11 protein-coding genes and 3 tRNA genes are annotated in these 14,283 nt (G+C 60.6%); all 14 read left to right on the top strand.

Annotated elements, in window-relative coordinates:
* The first annotated feature begins 330 nt into the window (after nt 1-330).
* The 14 genes from accD (at nt 331) to ACIPL2_RS04655 (ending at nt 14,214) form a co-directional block, all read left to right on the top strand.
* Nucleotides 331-1,251: an acetyl-CoA carboxylase, carboxyltransferase subunit beta gene (gene accD, locus ACIPL2_RS04720; protein ID WP_059404435.1), complete on the top strand. Its 921-nt coding sequence runs from the start codon at nt 331-333 to the stop codon at nt 1,249-1,251.
* On the top strand, nt 1,248-2,555 hold the full coding sequence (folC, locus tag ACIPL2_RS04715) for a bifunctional tetrahydrofolate synthase/dihydrofolate synthase (protein ID WP_401353468.1): 1,308 nt from the start codon (nt 1,248-1,250) through the stop codon (nt 2,553-2,555). The genes accD and folC overlap by 4 nt, the downstream gene beginning before the upstream one ends.
* Nucleotides 2,539-3,198 (top strand): SPOR domain-containing protein, encoded by a 660-nt coding sequence (locus ACIPL2_RS04710; RefSeq protein WP_401353466.1) that lies wholly within the window; start codon nt 2,539-2,541, stop codon nt 3,196-3,198. Before folC ends, ACIPL2_RS04710 begins: the two co-directional genes overlap by 17 nt.
* Before the next feature lie 98 nt (nt 3,199-3,296).
* Complete coding sequence (locus ACIPL2_RS04705) at nt 3,297-3,857, top strand: CvpA family protein (protein ID WP_059404432.1); 561 nt, start codon at nt 3,297-3,299, stop codon at nt 3,855-3,857.
* Nucleotides 3,858-3,898: 41 nt separating this feature from the next.
* Nucleotides 3,899-5,404, top strand: a complete 1,506-nt coding sequence (purF, locus tag ACIPL2_RS04700; RefSeq protein WP_007905939.1) for an amidophosphoribosyltransferase — start codon at nt 3,899-3,901, stop codon at nt 5,402-5,404.
* A 171-nt stretch (nt 5,405-5,575) separates the two neighbouring features.
* Entirely contained in the window at nt 5,576-6,787 is a 1,212-nt protein-coding gene (locus tag ACIPL2_RS04695; protein WP_059404431.1) for an O-succinylhomoserine sulfhydrylase, read from the top strand.
* A gap of 5 nt (nt 6,788-6,792) precedes the next feature.
* Nucleotides 6,793-7,560, top strand: coding sequence for an SDR family oxidoreductase (locus ACIPL2_RS04690; RefSeq protein WP_161807466.1), 768 nt, complete (start codon nt 6,793-6,795; stop codon nt 7,558-7,560).
* 222 nt (nt 7,561-7,782) lie between these two features.
* Nucleotides 7,783-7,858 (top strand) — tRNA-Val (locus tag ACIPL2_RS04685).
* A 54-nt stretch (nt 7,859-7,912) separates the two neighbouring features.
* Nucleotides 7,913-7,989: transfer RNA gene (locus ACIPL2_RS04680), tRNA-Asp, on the top strand.
* Nucleotides 7,990-8,082: 93 nt separating this feature from the next.
* Nucleotides 8,083-8,159, top strand: a tRNA-Asp gene (locus tag ACIPL2_RS04675).
* A 378-nt stretch (nt 8,160-8,537) separates the two neighbouring features.
* Nucleotides 8,538-9,047, top strand: coding sequence for a sigma-70 family RNA polymerase sigma factor (locus ACIPL2_RS04670; RefSeq protein ID WP_401353462.1), 510 nt, complete (start codon nt 8,538-8,540; stop codon nt 9,045-9,047).
* Nucleotides 9,044-9,994: a FecR domain-containing protein gene (locus tag ACIPL2_RS04665; RefSeq protein WP_401353460.1), complete on the top strand. Its 951-nt coding sequence runs from the start codon at nt 9,044-9,046 to the stop codon at nt 9,992-9,994. Before ACIPL2_RS04670 ends, ACIPL2_RS04665 begins: the two co-directional genes overlap by 4 nt.
* A 67-nt stretch (nt 9,995-10,061) precedes the next feature.
* A complete protein-coding gene (locus tag ACIPL2_RS04660; protein ID WP_401353458.1) occupies nt 10,062-12,485 on the top strand; it encodes a TonB-dependent siderophore receptor in 2,424 nt (807 codons plus the stop codon).
* A gap of 352 nt (nt 12,486-12,837) precedes the next feature.
* Nucleotides 12,838-14,214 carry a diaminobutyrate--2-oxoglutarate transaminase gene (locus ACIPL2_RS04655; RefSeq protein WP_401353456.1) on the top strand — a complete coding sequence of 459 codons (1,377 nt, stop codon included), beginning with the start codon at nt 12,838-12,840 and terminating at the stop codon, nt 14,212-14,214.
* The last annotated feature ends 69 nt before the right edge of the window (nt 14,215-14,283 follow it).

Raw genomic sequence — 14,283 nt, 5'->3', positions numbered from 1 at the left:
GTTTGTCGCTGTCTGGGCAACGCTGCTTCGCATGTTTTCTTGTTTATTAAAAAAAAAAAAACAAAAAAGATCGCAGCCTCGTTTCACTCGACAGCTCCTACAGGCTCCTACAGGCGTCCACAGGCTCTTACGTTGATGTGACGGCTGGCAGACTGCCGCCGTCCACTGCACTGTACAAAACGGCTGAGGGTTTTTGGATTGCACGCAGGTCAAGTCTCGCGCTGACCGTGGCAACCCACCAATCATCGCCGCACACATGAATTTAGCTCAAGGGCATACGCGGGGCTGCGAACCAGAGTGTTCGGGCCGCCGGTACTGGAGAAAGAAAGCATGAGCAACTGGTTAGTAGACAAACTGATCCCTTCGATCATGCGTTCCGAGGTCAAGAAGAGCTCGGTGCCTGAAGGTCTTTGGCACAAATGCCCGTCTTGCGAGGCTGTGCTGTATCGTCCGGAGCTGGAAAAGACCCTGGACGTTTGCCCCAAGTGCAATCACCACATGCGTATCGGCGCGCGCGCGCGCATCGACATCTTCCTCGACGCTGAAGGCCGTGCCGAACTGGGCGCCGACCTGGAGCCGGTTGACCGTCTGAAATTCCGCGACGGCAAGAAGTACAAGGATCGCCTGACCGCTGCACAGAAGCAGACCGGCGAAAAAGACGCGCTGATCTCGATGAGCGGCTCCCTGCTGGGCATGCCCGTTGTGGTGTCGGCGTTCGAATTCTCCTTCATGGGCGGCTCGATGGGTGCCATCGTCGGTGAGCGTTTTGTTCGCGCTGCCAACTACGCCCTGGAAAACCGCTGCCCGATGATCTGCTTCGCGGCCTCCGGCGGTGCGCGGATGCAGGAAGCGCTGATTTCCCTGATGCAAATGGCCAAGACCTCTGCGGTGCTGGCGCGTCTGCGTGAAGAAGGCATTCCGTTCATCTCCGTGCTGACTGATCCGGTCTACGGCGGCGTTTCCGCCAGTCTGGCGATGCTGGGCGACGTGATCGTCGGCGAGCCGAAAGCCCTGATCGGTTTTGCCGGTCCGCGCGTGATCGAGCAAACCGTGCGTGAAAAACTGCCGGAAGGCTTCCAGCGCAGCGAGTTCCTGCTGGAACACGGTGCCATCGACATGATCATTCACCGTCAGGAGCTGCGTCCGCGTCTGGGCAACCTGCTGGCACAAATGATGGGCCTGCCGACGCCGAAATTCGTCGCCGCGCCAATCGAGCCAATCGTGGTTCCACCGGTGCCTGCCAACCTATGACCCAACGTACCCTTGGCGAGTGGCTCGCCTACCTTGAGCAGTTGCACCCTTCGGCCATCGACATGGGCCTTGAGCGCTCGCAACAGGTAGCGTCCCGCATGGGACTGGGCAAGCCGGCGCCTCGGGTGATCACGGTCACCGGCACCAACGGCAAGGGCTCTACCTGTGCCTTCGTGGCTTCGTTGCTGCGGGCGCAGGGCCTGAACGTCGGTGTCTACAATTCTCCGCACCTGCTGCGTTACAACGAGCGGGTGCAGGTCAATGGCGTCGAAGCCACTGACGCCGAGCTGTGCGAAGCCTTTGCTGCGGTAGAGGCGGGCCGTGGCGACACGTCACTGACCTATTTCGAAATGGGCACGCTCGCGGCGTTCTGGCTGTTTCAGCAAGCCAGTCTCGATGCGGTGGTGCTGGAAGTCGGCCTGGGTGGGCGTCTGGACACGGTCAACGTGGTTGATGCCGACATGGCGCTGGTCACCAGCATCGGTGTCGATCATGCGGATTACCTGGGTGATACCCGGGAATCCGTGGCTTACGAGAAAGCCGGCATCTTCCGCCAGGGCGCGCCTGCGCTCTGTGGCGATCTGAATCCGCCGCAACCGCTGCTGGATAAAGCGCGCGAGCTCAGCTGCCCGTTTTTCCTGCGTGGGCGCGATTTTGACCTCGGCATCACCGATCACAACTGGCAATGGCGCGGACTTGACGCGCAAGGGCGGGTGGTCGAGTTGCACGATCTGCCGTTGCTCGATCTGCCGATGGAAAACGCCGCGCTGGCGTTGCAGGCTTACCTGTTGCTCGGTTTGCCTTGGATCGACGCGCAGATTATTGATGCGCTGACAGCGACGCGGGTGGTGGGTCGTCTCGATCGCCGTCAGTTCGATTGGCAGGGCAAGCGCCTGAATCTGTTGCTGGATGTCGGGCATAACCCGCATGCGGCGGAGTATCTGGCTCGACGCCTGGCCAGCCGACCACCGGATGGCAAGCGTCTGGCGGTGTTCGGGTTGCTGGCGGACAAGGATCTGGATGGTGTTGTCGGCGAATTGAATGCTAGTGTCCAGCACTGGGCCGTCGCGCCGCTGGATTCGCCGCGAGCACGCCCGGTTGCCGATTTGCACGGGGCGTTGCAGAACCTTGGCGCCTCGGTAACGTCTTATGACAGTGTGGCCGCCGCCCTGGAAGGGCAGTGCGCACTGGCGACGAGCGACGACGAGATTCTGTTGTTCGGATCATTTTATTGTGTCGCCGAGGCCCTTGAATGGCTGGCCCGGCGCTCCACGGAGGAAGCGGCAAATGGCATTGCTGGATAAGGCCTACAAACAGCGCATGGTCGGCGCCCTGGTTCTGATCGCGCTGGCGGTGATTTTCCTGCCGATGATGTTTTCCCGTCAGGACGAACAGCGCCAGGTGACGGTCGAAGCCCCGGCTGCGCCGCACGCGCCTGCCGTGCCGCAAGTGCAGGTCGAACCGGTAGTTGTGCCCGAGCCGCAAGCATTGCCTCAAGAGCCAGTGCCGAGTGATGACGAAATCGCTCAGCAAGAAGCCCCGTCGGCGCCGATTGCACCCGTAGTGCCGGTTGCACCAGCACCTGCCGCCAAACCGGTCACTCCGGTGCCTGTGCCTGCCGCCAAGCCTACGACAGCACCTAGCCAGCCGATCACGGCCGCGCCAGGCAAGCCCGACACCACTCAAAGCCGTGTCGATGCCAATGGCCTGTCGGTCAGCTGGTCGGTGCAACTGGCCAGTCTGTCGAGCCGCGCCAGTGCCGAAAGCCTGCAGAAATCCCTGCGCAGCCAAGGCTACAACGCCTATATCCGCACCGCCGACGGCAAGAATCGAGTCTTTGTCGGACCGCTGATCGAGCGTGCAGAAGCCGATCGCCTGCGCGACTTGTTGAGCCGTCAGCAGAACCTCAAGGGTTTTGTCGTGCGTTTCCAGCCTGAGCGCGGCTAAAACTATCGAGCCGATTTGAAATGCACTGACAATCGCAGCTTACCGATAAGCATGGGCTCTGCTAAAATGCGCCGCCTTATCCGTCTGTAGGCTGCACTGTGCCATTTACCTGGGTTGACTGGGCGATCGTTGCGATCGTCGCCATCTCCGCTTTGATCAGTTTGAGCCGCGGCTTCGTCAAAGAAGCATTATCGCTGGTGACCTGGATCATCGCAGGGGTCGTCGCCTGGATGTTCGGTGGCTCATTGTCCGAGTACCTCGCCGGATACATCGAAACGCCATCGGCTCGTGTGATCACGGGCTGTGCCATCATGTTTGTCGCCACGTTAATCGTAGGCGCAATGATCAATTATCTTATCGGCGAGTTGGTACGTGTCACCGGGCTATCCGGGACCGATCGATTCCTCGGCATGGCCTTCGGCGCCGCGCGTGGCGTGTTGCTGGTGGTCGTGGCGGTCGGGCTGTTGAGCCTGGGGCCGGTACAGCAGGACGGGTGGTGGAAAGAATCACAGCTCGTGCCAAAATTTTTATTGGTCGCAGACTGGTCCAAAAACCTGATTCTCGGGTGGAGCAGTCAGTGGCTTGCCAGCGGTATCAGCGTACCCGCTGAGATACCGTTCAAGGACCACCTCTTGCCGATGGCCAAAACGCCTCAGTGAGTTGTGTTCAGTTCAGATCCATTAAGTAGGGGTTGCGTCGCATGTGTGGCATCGTCGGTATCGTCGGTAAGTCGAACGTCAATCAGGCGCTGTATGACGCGCTAACCGTCCTCCAGCACCGCGGCCAGGACGCTGCCGGTATTGTCACCAGCCATGATGGCCGGTTATTCCTGCGCAAGGACAATGGCCTGGTGCGTGACGTGTTCCATCAGCGTCACATGCAGCGCCTGGTCGGGCACATGGGCATTGGCCATGTGCGTTACCCGACCGCGGGCAGCTCGACCTCAGCCGAAGCTCAACCGTTTTACGTCAACTCGCCTTACGGCATCACCCTGGCGCATAACGGTAACCTGACCAACGTTGAACAACTGGCCAAGGAGATTTACGAATCTGACCTGCGCCACGTCAACACCAATTCCGACTCGGAAGTGCTGCTCAACGTGTTCGCACACGAACTGGCCCAGCGCGGCAAGTTGCAGCCAACCGAAGAAGACGTATTCGCTGCCGTCACCGACGTGCACAACCGTTGCGTCGGTGGCTACGCGGTCGTGGCGATGGTGACCGGTTACGGCATCGTCGGTTTCCGTGACCCGCACGGCATCCGCCCGATCGTCTTCGGCCAGCGTCACACCGACGAAGGCGTCGAGTACATGATCGCCTCCGAAAGCGTTTCCCTGGACGTGCTCGGCTTCACCCTGATTCGCGACCTGGCACCGGGCGAAGCGGTCTACATCACTGAAGACGGCAAGCTGCACACCCGTCAGTGCGCGACCAACCCGTCCCTGACCCCGTGCATCTTCGAACACGTCTACCTGGCGCGTCCGGACTCGATCATCGACGGCGTGTCGGTCTACAAGGCCCGTCTGCGCATGGGTGAGAAACTCGCCGAGAAGATCCTGCGCGAGCGTCCGGATCACGACATCGACGTGGTCATCCCGATCCCGGACACCAGCCGCACCGCAGCGCTTGAGCTGGCGAACCACCTGGGCGTCAAGTTCCGCGAAGGCTTCGTGAAGAACCGCTACATCGGCCGGACCTTCATCATGCCGGGTCAGGCGGCACGGAAAAAATCCGTACGCCAGAAGCTCAACGCCATCGAACTGGAATTCCGCGGCAAGAACGTGATGCTGGTGGACGACTCCATCGTTCGCGGCACCACCTGCAAGCAGATCATCCAGATGGCCCGTGAAGCCGGCGCCAAGAACGTCTACTTCTGCTCCGCGGCACCGGCCGTTCGTTACCCGAACGTCTACGGCATCGACATGCCGAGCGCCCACGAACTGATCGCCCACAACCGTTCGACCCAGGACGTCGCCGACCTGATCGGCGCTGACTGGCTGATCTATCAGGACCTGCCTGACTTGATCGAAGCGGTCGGCGGCGGCAAGATCAAGATCGAGAAGTTCGATTGCGCGGTGTTCGACGGCCAGTACGTGACCGGCGACGTCGACGAGGCTTACCTGAACAAGATCGAACAGGCACGTAACGATGCCTCCAAGGTCAAGACGCAGGCGGTCAGCGCGATCATCGATCTGTACAACAACTGAGTAACGAACAACCTCGCGGCTGGCCACTGTAGGAGCGAGCTTGCTCGCGATGGACGTCAACGATAACGCGGCAGCCCTGAATCAGAGCGCCGCCCTTGAGTTCTTCGCGAGCAAGCTCGCTCCTACTGCGGTGTATGTCTTTATTTGAGTAATGAATCAAGGAGTGGCGGCATGAGTCAGGATTGGGATGCCGGTCGGCTGGACAGCGACCTCGAAGGCGTAGCGTTCGATACCCTGGCCGTACGCGCCGGTCAGCACCGCACGCCGGAAGGTGAACACGGTGATCCGATGTTCTTCACTTCCAGCTATGTATTCCGTACGGCTGCCGACGCGGCCGCACGCTTTTCCGGGGAAGTGCCGGGCAACGTTTACTCGCGCTACACCAACCCGACCGTGCGCGCGTTCGAAGAGCGCATTGCCGCGCTGGAAAGCGCCGAGCAAGCCGTGGCCACCGCCACCGGCATGGCCGCGATCATGGCGGTAGTGATGAGCCTGTGCAGCGCCGGTGACCACGTGCTGGTCTCGCGCAGCGTGTTCGGCTCGACCATCAGCCTGTTCGAGAAATACTTCAAACGCTTCGGCATCGAAGTCGATTACGTGCCCCTGGCGGACTTGTCCGGTTGGGACGCGGCCATCAAGGCCAACACCAAATTGCTGTTCGTCGAGTCGCCCTCCAATCCGCTGGCCGAATTGGTGGACATCGCCGAGCTGTCGAAAATCGCTCACGCCAAAGGCGCGATGCTGGTGGTCGACAACTGCTTCTGCACCCCAGCCTTGCAGCAGCCGCTGAAGATGGGCGCAGACATCGTCGTGCACTCGGCAACCAAGTTCATCGACGGCCAGGGCCGTTGCATGGGCGGCGTGGTGGCCGGTCGCAGCGAGCAGATGAAAGAAGTCGTTGGCTTTTTGCGCACCGCAGGGCCAACCCTCAGCCCGTTCAACGCCTGGATCTTCCTCAAGGGCCTCGAAACCCTGAACCTGCGGATGAAGGCGCATTGCGCCAACGCCCAGCAGTTGGCCGAATGGTTGGAGCAGCAGGACGGCATCGAGAAAGTCCATTACGCCGGCCTCAAGAGCCATCCGCAGCACGAGTTGGCCCTGCGTCAGCAGAAGGGCTTCGGCGCCGTGGTGAGTTTCGAAGTGAAGGGCGGCAAAGAGGGCGCCTGGCGCTTTATCGATGCGACTCGCCTGATTTCGATCACCGCCAACCTGGGCGATACCAAGACCACCATCACGCACCCGAGCACCACCTCCCACGGCCGTCTGGCGCCGCAAGAGCGTGAAGCGGCGGGCATTCGTGACAGCCTGATCCGTATCGCCGTCGGCCTCGAAGACGTGGCAGACCTGCAAGCCGATCTGGCGCGCGGGTTGGCTGCCTTGTGATCGAGATGTCGACGCCCACCTCTGGCACCAATGGCCGCGTTGCACTGGTCACCGGTGCTGCGCGGGGCATTGGGCTCGGGATCGCTGCCTGGTTGATCAGCGAAGGCTGGCAGGTGGTGCTGACCGACCTGGATCGCGTGCGCGGCTCCAAAGTGGCGAAGGTGCTCGGCGACAACGCCTGGTTCATCGCCATGGATGTCTCGAACGAGGGGCAGGTGGCGCTGGGCGTCGCCGAGGTGTTGGGGCAGTTCGGGCGTCTGGATGCGCTGGTGTGCAACGCGGCGGTGGCCGATCCGCACAACATCACCCTGGAAAGCCTCGATTTGGCCTACTGGAATCGGGTGCTGGCGGTGAACCTCAGCGGGCCGATGCTGTTGGCCAAGCACTGTGCGCCGTACCTGCGCGCTCACAGCGGTGCAATCGTCAACCTGGCCTCGACCCGTGCCGGGCAGTCGGAACCTGACACAGAAGCGTACGCGGCGAGCAAGGGCGGCCTGTTGGCCCTGACTCACGCGTTGGCCATCAGCCTGGGCCCTGAGATTCGTGTGAATGCGGTCAGCCCCGGATGGATCGATGCGCGGGATCCCTCCGCGCGACGTGCCGAGCCACTGACCGAGGCCGACCATGCCCAGCATCCGGCGGGCAGGGTAGGGACGGTCGAAGACGTGGCGGCGATGGTGGCCTGGCTGCTGTCGAAGAACGCCGGTTTTGTCACGGGCCAGGAGTTCGTGGTCGACGGGGGCATGACCAAGAAGATGATTTACAGCGAGTAGGCTGTCTTCAACATTGATGTTGAATGTACCGCCGCCTTCGCGAGCAAGCCCGACCCCACATTTGAAATGCATTCCCCTGTGGGAGCGGGCTTGCTCGCGAAGGCGGTCGGTCTGTTGCCAGCGCCCTGAATGACATGATTTTGTCTTTTTCAGAAAAACTTCAAGCGGGCTATTGACTTAGCTTCGATACCTGCGTAAATTTCGCGGCCTCAGAGAAGCAAAGGGTGATTAGCTCAGCTGGGAGAGCGTCTGCCTTACAAGCAGAATGTCGGCGGTTCGATCCCGTCATCACCCACCACTTCTTGAGTCTTGCGAAAGCAGGAAGGAAGCTGTAAAAAGCCTCCACCGACGCGCAGCGGTAGTTCAGTCGGTTAGAATACCGGCCTGTCACGCCGGGGGTCGCGGGTTCGAGTCCCGTCCGCTGCGCCATATTTTCCGAGTCAGAGTTGTCTGGTTCGAGATTGAAAAGCCTCGGAGCTTTCCAGTCAGACGAGTTACTTGGACGCAAGTCCAAAGCGATACGCAGCGGTAGTTCAGTCGGTTAGAATACCGGCCTGTCACGCCGGGGGTCGCGGGTTCGAGTCCCGTCCGCTGCGCCATATCTGCTTCAAGGCCCACTGAACGCCTTGGAGCTACGAAGAAAGCCGCTGGCTTATTCGAGTCGATAGCAAAGACCCTGGTCGAAAGACCGGGGTTTTTTGTGCCTGCGATTTGGCTTTTCTCTCAATCTCTCCGCTTCACCTCTTTGCGTCCGCCAATTCACGCGGTCAAGCGATGAATCCTGTCTTTTTTTAACAAATCCCCTCAGCGGCGCTCAATCCCGGCTACATAGGGCCTGTACGGCCGAAATGCTTGCCTCTTCACCCACTGATTAAAGCTTTTCCTTGGGGTAAATCGCACAAAGGGCTTGGATTGGAGTCACATCACTAATTAGAATGAGTCGCATTTAAAATATTTCTTCGCGCAGGGTTTCTTCGATGAGTGATGCAGCGATGCCGGCGGCGCAAAACTTCCATGACTTGTACCGTGACCATCGCGGCTGGCTGGAAAGCTGGTTGAGACGACGCATGAGCAATGGCAATGATGCGGCGGACCTGAGCCAGGATACGTTCGTGCGCCTGCTCGCCAGCTCGCAGAGCATTGCCGACCTGCAGGAGCCCCGCGCCTATCTGGCAACCGTCGGCAAGCGGCTGCTGGCCAACTTCTATAAGCGGCGCAGCCTCGAGCAGGCTTACCTCGATGCCTTGGCGCTGCTGCCCGAGGACTGCGTGCCGTCGCCCGAGCAACGCTGGATCCTGCTGGAAACCCTGCAAGCCTTGGACGAGTTGCTCGACGGATTACCGACCGCAGTGCGCCGGGCGTTTCTCTGGAGTCAGCTGGAAGGCCTGGGTTATCACGAGATCGCCGAGCGTCTGCAAGTCTCCGAACGGACGATCAAGCGCTACATGGCGCAAGCCTACGAACATTGCCTGCTGGTGGATTTGTGATCGGTTCGACCCCTTCGTCTGAAGCCCGGCAGGTCGTGCGGGCTGCCGCCCAATGGCTGGCGCTGATGGAATCCGGCGCTGCCAATGAACGCGACCGGGACAATCTGCAACGCTGGCGTGACAGCCATCCCAGTCACGAACAGGCCTGGCAGAAAGCTCAGCTCCTGCGTCAACGTTTTGCCGACCTGCCGTCAGCCTTGGCGATGGCCAGTCTGGATCGGCCACAGGCCAGTCGGCGCACGGTGCTCAAGCGTGCCGTTGGCGCGGTGGCGTTGGTGCCGGCCGCCTGGCTGATCAGTCGACAGTTGCCTCTGGAGGTCTGGCGTGCCGACCTGCGGACGGCGACCGGGGAGGGCAAGAAGGTCCAGTTGGCCGATGGCAGCTCGCTACAATTGAATACCGCCAGTGCCGTCGATGTGGATTTGAAGAGCCGGCATCTGCGGCTGGTGGAAGGTGAAATAGCGTTGAATGTGCCCGGGATCACGCCGTTGACGATCCAGACGCATTTCGGGCAAGTGGTCGTCAGTCAGAGCCAGGTGTGCGTCCGTCAGGGGCAGGCAGGCTGCAAGGTGTCGGTGCCCAAAGGCAGGGTGCAATTGCAGCCGTTGCGCGGGCCGGTCTTTTCATTGCGTGCAGGTCAGCAAGTCAATCTGCAAGCGATGGGCGCCGGAAGCGTAGAACCCTTCGATGTGCTGGCCCCAGGCTGGCGCGACGGTGTGTTGATGGCGCAGAACCAGCCGCTGGGGGATTTTCTGCGCGAGCTCAGCACCTACCGTCCGGGCTTGCTGCGCTGGGAACCGGAGCTTGAATCCCTGCGCGTCACCGGCAGTTTTCGGCTGGAAGACACCGATCGCATCCTCGTGCTGCTGGCGGCCAGCCTGCCGCTGGAGGTGCACATGCGAACCCGCTATTGGGTCACGTTGCTGCCGCGCAAAAAAGTTGCTTGAGGCGTGTCCCTTTTTTTCGCGTCGCTTGTCATTCAAGGCAAGTGAAACGAAATCAGAGAGATTCTCAATGCCCGTAGTGATGCCCTGCAGTACGCGTCTGGGTTCTTCCAGGCTGCGCCCGTTGATGCACTTGAGTCTGTTGTTGAGCCTGAGTGCCTGTCCGTTGTTCATCACGGCAGGTTGGGCCGATGACGCGCCACGACGCAGTTATCAGGTGCCGGCAGGAAGCCTCAGCGCCGCGTTGACCCGTTTCGCCGGATTGGCCGGGGTCAACCTTTCGGTGGATCCTGCACTGGTCAGTGGTCGCAACAGCCCCGGGCTTTCCGGGGAGTTCGCGGTCGAGGAGGGCTTCGCGCGACTGTTGCAGGGTTCCGGTCTGCAACTGCAACCCGTGGGCGAACAGGCCTACATCCTGACCCCGGCGCCAGACAGCAGCAGCCTGCAACTGGGCGCCACCTCGATTGTCGGTGCCACTGATTCGGAACATGGCGAGCCGTATGCCGGCGGCCAGATTGCGCGTCGCGGTTCGCAAGGCATGCTCGGCTCTAAAGATTTCATGGAGACGCCGTTCAGCATCACCACCTACACCAGCGAGGCGATCGAAAACCTCCAGGCCCGCACCTTGGGCGACCTGGTGGCCAGCGATCCTTCGGTTCGTGCCACCAACCCGGCGGGCGGACGTTACGAGCAGTTCACCATTCGCGGGTTGAGCCTGTTCAACAGTGATGTTTCCTACAACGGCCTCTACGGCGTCTTGCCGACCTACACGATCGACATGGAGATGGCCGACCGCGTCGACATCCTCAAAGGCCCTAGCCAGCTGATCAACGGCATTTCGCCGCGGGGCAGTGTGGGGGGCGGGATCAACGTGGTGCCCAAGCGCGCCACCGACGCGCCCATCACTTCGTTCACCGGCAGCTACGCTTCCGACAGCCAGGTCGGCGGTGCGGTGGATGTCGGTCGACGCTTCGGTGAAGACAACAAGTTCGGTCTGCGTTTCAACGGCGTGAAGCAGTCCGGCGACACCGAATGGGATCACCAGAATGTCGATCGCGAGATGGCCGTACTGGGTCTGGATTTTCGCGGTGAACGCCTGCGGCTCTCGACCGACATCGGGCGCACCGAGCGTGATACCGATGCCCCGCAGGAGCGCGTGCAGGTTGGCCCGAACGCGCAGGTTCCGCATGCCAGCGATGTGCGTCGCAACTATGCGCAGCCCTGGAGCAAGGCGAGCACCAACGACACCTTCGGCACGGTGAACGGCGAATTTGATGTCAGCGACAACGTCATGCTGTACGGCGGTGTGGGCGCGCGTAAAAGTAACCATGACTTCCTTCGGCATGCCGTTGCGGTCACCAACAACGCGGGCGATTTCAGCGTTCTGCCGCGTGATTTCACCCGTGACGAAAATGTCCGGACGGCCACGGCAGGGGTGCGCAACTGGTTCCATACCGGCCCGGTGAGCCATGAAGTCAACCTCGCTGCCAGCTACTTCTACATGGACTTTGAAAACGGCGGCGCCCGTTATGGCGCGGCCAACAGCAATATCTACAACCCGGTGGAAACGCCGACGCCTTCCAGGCCTACACGACAGGATTCGAAGGTCTATACCGAGAACCGCTTCAGCGGCGTGGCGTTGTCCGACACCCTGGGCTTCTTCGATGACCGCGTGCTGCTGACCCTCGGTGCTCGCTGGCAGCGGGTGAAGGTGGACGATTGGACGGATAACGTCAAAGGTGACACCGCCTACGATGAGGAAAAAGTCTCGCCGTCGGGCGGCATCCTCTTCAAGGCCACCGACAAGCTGTCGCTGTACGCCAACTACATGGAAGGCCTGAGCCAAGGCAAGATCGCACCGTCCACTTCGGTGAACGAGGACGAGATCTTCCCGCCGTTCATCAGCCGCCAGGTCGAAGTCGGCGCCAAGTATGACGCGGGTCCGTTCGCCGTGACCGCCGCGGTGTTCCGGATCAAGCAGCCCGCCTACGAGACCAACGCCACGACGCGCGTTTTCGGCCCGAACGGCAAGCGTGAGAACACCGGTGTGGAAGTCAGCATGTTCGGTGAGCCGATCGATGGTTTCCGCCTGCTCGGCGGTGTCATGTACATCGACAGCGAATTGACCAACACCACCGGCGGCACCTTCGACGGCAACCGCGCGCCGGCCACGCCGAAATACAACGTCAACCTGGGCGCCGAGTGGGACGTGCCGCACGTACAGGGCCTGACCCTGACCAGCCGCGGCATCTATTCCAGCTCGCAGTACCTGGACCAGTCCAACGTCAAGGAAATCGATTCCTGGACGCGCATGGATGTCGGCGCACGCTACGCGTTCAAGGTCGAGCAAAAGAACGTCACCCTGCGCGCCAACGTCGAGAACGTCGCGGACAAACGCTACTGGAGCTCTGCCGGTGCTTCGGATGACAGCGAGCCAGGCTTGACGCTGTCGACCCCGCGCACCTACCTCCTTTCGGCAACCGTCGACTTCTGATTCACCCGTGTCATGCGCCCCAGGGAACGGGGCGCCATCGTTGGACCATGACCTGATCCGTACTGAGGAAGGACATATGCACACCGTCAGTTAAATGAAAGATCCCGACACTGACATATAAGTTGCCGATACCGAAGTTGTCAGCTGTATTAAAGATCATGGCTAGATCATGGCTAGATCATGGCGCATTAGATGTTTATACCAGGTTAATTAACTTGGTTTTTTGCGTGCCTGAATATTTTTAAACTAGTCAAATTCGCTATATGTAGATGTCCAAATAATTCGTAAGAATTAGTTGCAACAACTTCTTAATGAGAATAAGTTGCATATCGAATTTAAGGAGGGTGGACCGATGTTGAATGATGGCGTATTGCACTCTAAACCTTTGCAAAAAACCAATGCCGACTATCTGGCTCGACAAAGCAAGTTTGAATCTAATGTGCGCAGTTATCCACGCAAGTTGCCGCTGGCCATTGCCAAGGCACACGGGCTATGGGTGACCGACGTCGAGGGCAATACTTACCTCGACTGCCTGGCCGGCGCCGGTACGTTGGCCCTGGGGCACAATCACCCGGCCGTTATGGCCAGCCTCGACAGCTTCCTTGCTTCCGGCTTGCCGATGCACACGCTGGACCTGACCACCACGGTCAAGGACGCTTTCAGCGAAACCTTGCTCAGTTTGCTGCCCAACCAGGGTCGCGATTACTGCCTGCAGTTTTGCGGGCCGTCCGGGGCGGATGCGGTGGAAGCGGCGCTGAAGCTGGCCAAGACCTACACCGGGCGCAACAACATCATCAGTTTCTCAGGCGCTTACCATGGCATGACCCACGGCGCCCTGGCCCTGACCGGCAACACTGCGCCAAAAAACGCCATCGCCAGCCTGATGCCGGGTGTGCAGTTCATGCCGTACCCCCACGAATACCGTTGCCCGCTGGGCATTGGCGGTGAGGCCGGTGTCGAGGCCTTGACCCACTATTTCACCCAGTTCATCGAAGACGTCGAAAGCGGCGTGTCGCTGCCGGCGGCGGTGATCCTCGAAGCGGTGCAGGGTGAGGGCGGCGTCAACAGTGCCCCGGCGAGCTGGCTGCGGGCAATCCGCGAGGTGACGCGCAAGCACGGTATCCTGCTGATCCTCGACGAAGTGCAAACCGGTTTCGGCCGTACCGGCAAGATGTTTGCCTTCGAACACGCCGACATCGAGCCGGACCTGATCGTCATGTCCAAAGCCGTCGGTGGCGGTTTGCCGATGGCGGTGCTGGGCATCCGTCGTGAATTCGATGCCTGGGAACCCGGCAACCACGCCGGCACCTTCCGCGGCAATCAGATGGCCATGGCCGCCGGGCTGGCGACGTTGCAGGTGCTGCAACAGCAAAACCTCGCGGCCCAGGCCGAGCGTCGTGGCCAGTGGCTCAAGGACCGGCTGGTCGAGTTGCAGGCGCATTATCCGGCCCTTGGCCAGGTGCGCGGTCGTGGCCTGATGCTCGGCATCGAGATCGTCGACGAACGTCAGCCGGCTGATCGCCACGGGCATTTCCCGATGGACCCGGCGCTGGCCGTGGCCATTCAGCAACAGTGCTTCAAACAAGGCCTGTTACTGGAACGCGGTGGACGCAAGGGCAATGTCATTCGCTTGTTGCCGCCGTTGATTATCGACGATGAACAATGCCAACAAGTGATCCAGCGTTTTGATAACGCCGTGGCGGCCGCGTTAGTGCAATTACGCCCTTAATCGAAGTTGCACCAACACTCCGCCAGGTTGCAGTTTGATGGCGCTGGTGTGGGTAACTTTGATCGTCGT

This window comes from Pseudomonas sp. NPDC086251 (assembly GCF_044746405.1).
Classification (GTDB): Bacteria; Pseudomonadota; Gammaproteobacteria; order Pseudomonadales; family Pseudomonadaceae; genus Aquipseudomonas.
Note: the sequence above shows the minus strand (reverse complement) of the source record. Positions and strands in the feature narration are given on the sequence as shown.

Coding starts and splice junctions, on each gene's coding strand:
- accD (WP_059404435.1), top strand. CDS start 331: ATGAGCAACTGGTTAGTAGACAAACTGATCCCTTCGATCATGCGTTCC.
- folC (WP_401353468.1), top strand. CDS start 1,248: ATGACCCAACGTACCCTTGGCGAGTGGCTCGCCTACCTTGAGCAGTTG.
- ACIPL2_RS04710 (WP_401353466.1), top strand. CDS start 2,539: ATGGCATTGCTGGATAAGGCCTACAAACAGCGCATGGTCGGCGCCCTG.
- purF (WP_007905939.1), top strand. CDS start 3,899: ATGTGTGGCATCGTCGGTATCGTCGGTAAGTCGAACGTCAATCAGGCG.
- ACIPL2_RS04695 (WP_059404431.1), top strand. CDS start 5,576: ATGAGTCAGGATTGGGATGCCGGTCGGCTGGACAGCGACCTCGAAGGC.
- ACIPL2_RS04690 (WP_161807466.1), top strand. CDS start 6,793: ATGTCGACGCCCACCTCTGGCACCAATGGCCGCGTTGCACTGGTCACC.
- ACIPL2_RS04670 (WP_401353462.1), top strand. CDS start 8,538: ATGAGTGATGCAGCGATGCCGGCGGCGCAAAACTTCCATGACTTGTAC.
- ACIPL2_RS04660 (WP_401353458.1), top strand. CDS start 10,062: ATGCCCGTAGTGATGCCCTGCAGTACGCGTCTGGGTTCTTCCAGGCTG.
- ACIPL2_RS04655 (WP_401353456.1), top strand. CDS start 12,838: ATGTTGAATGATGGCGTATTGCACTCTAAACCTTTGCAAAAAACCAAT.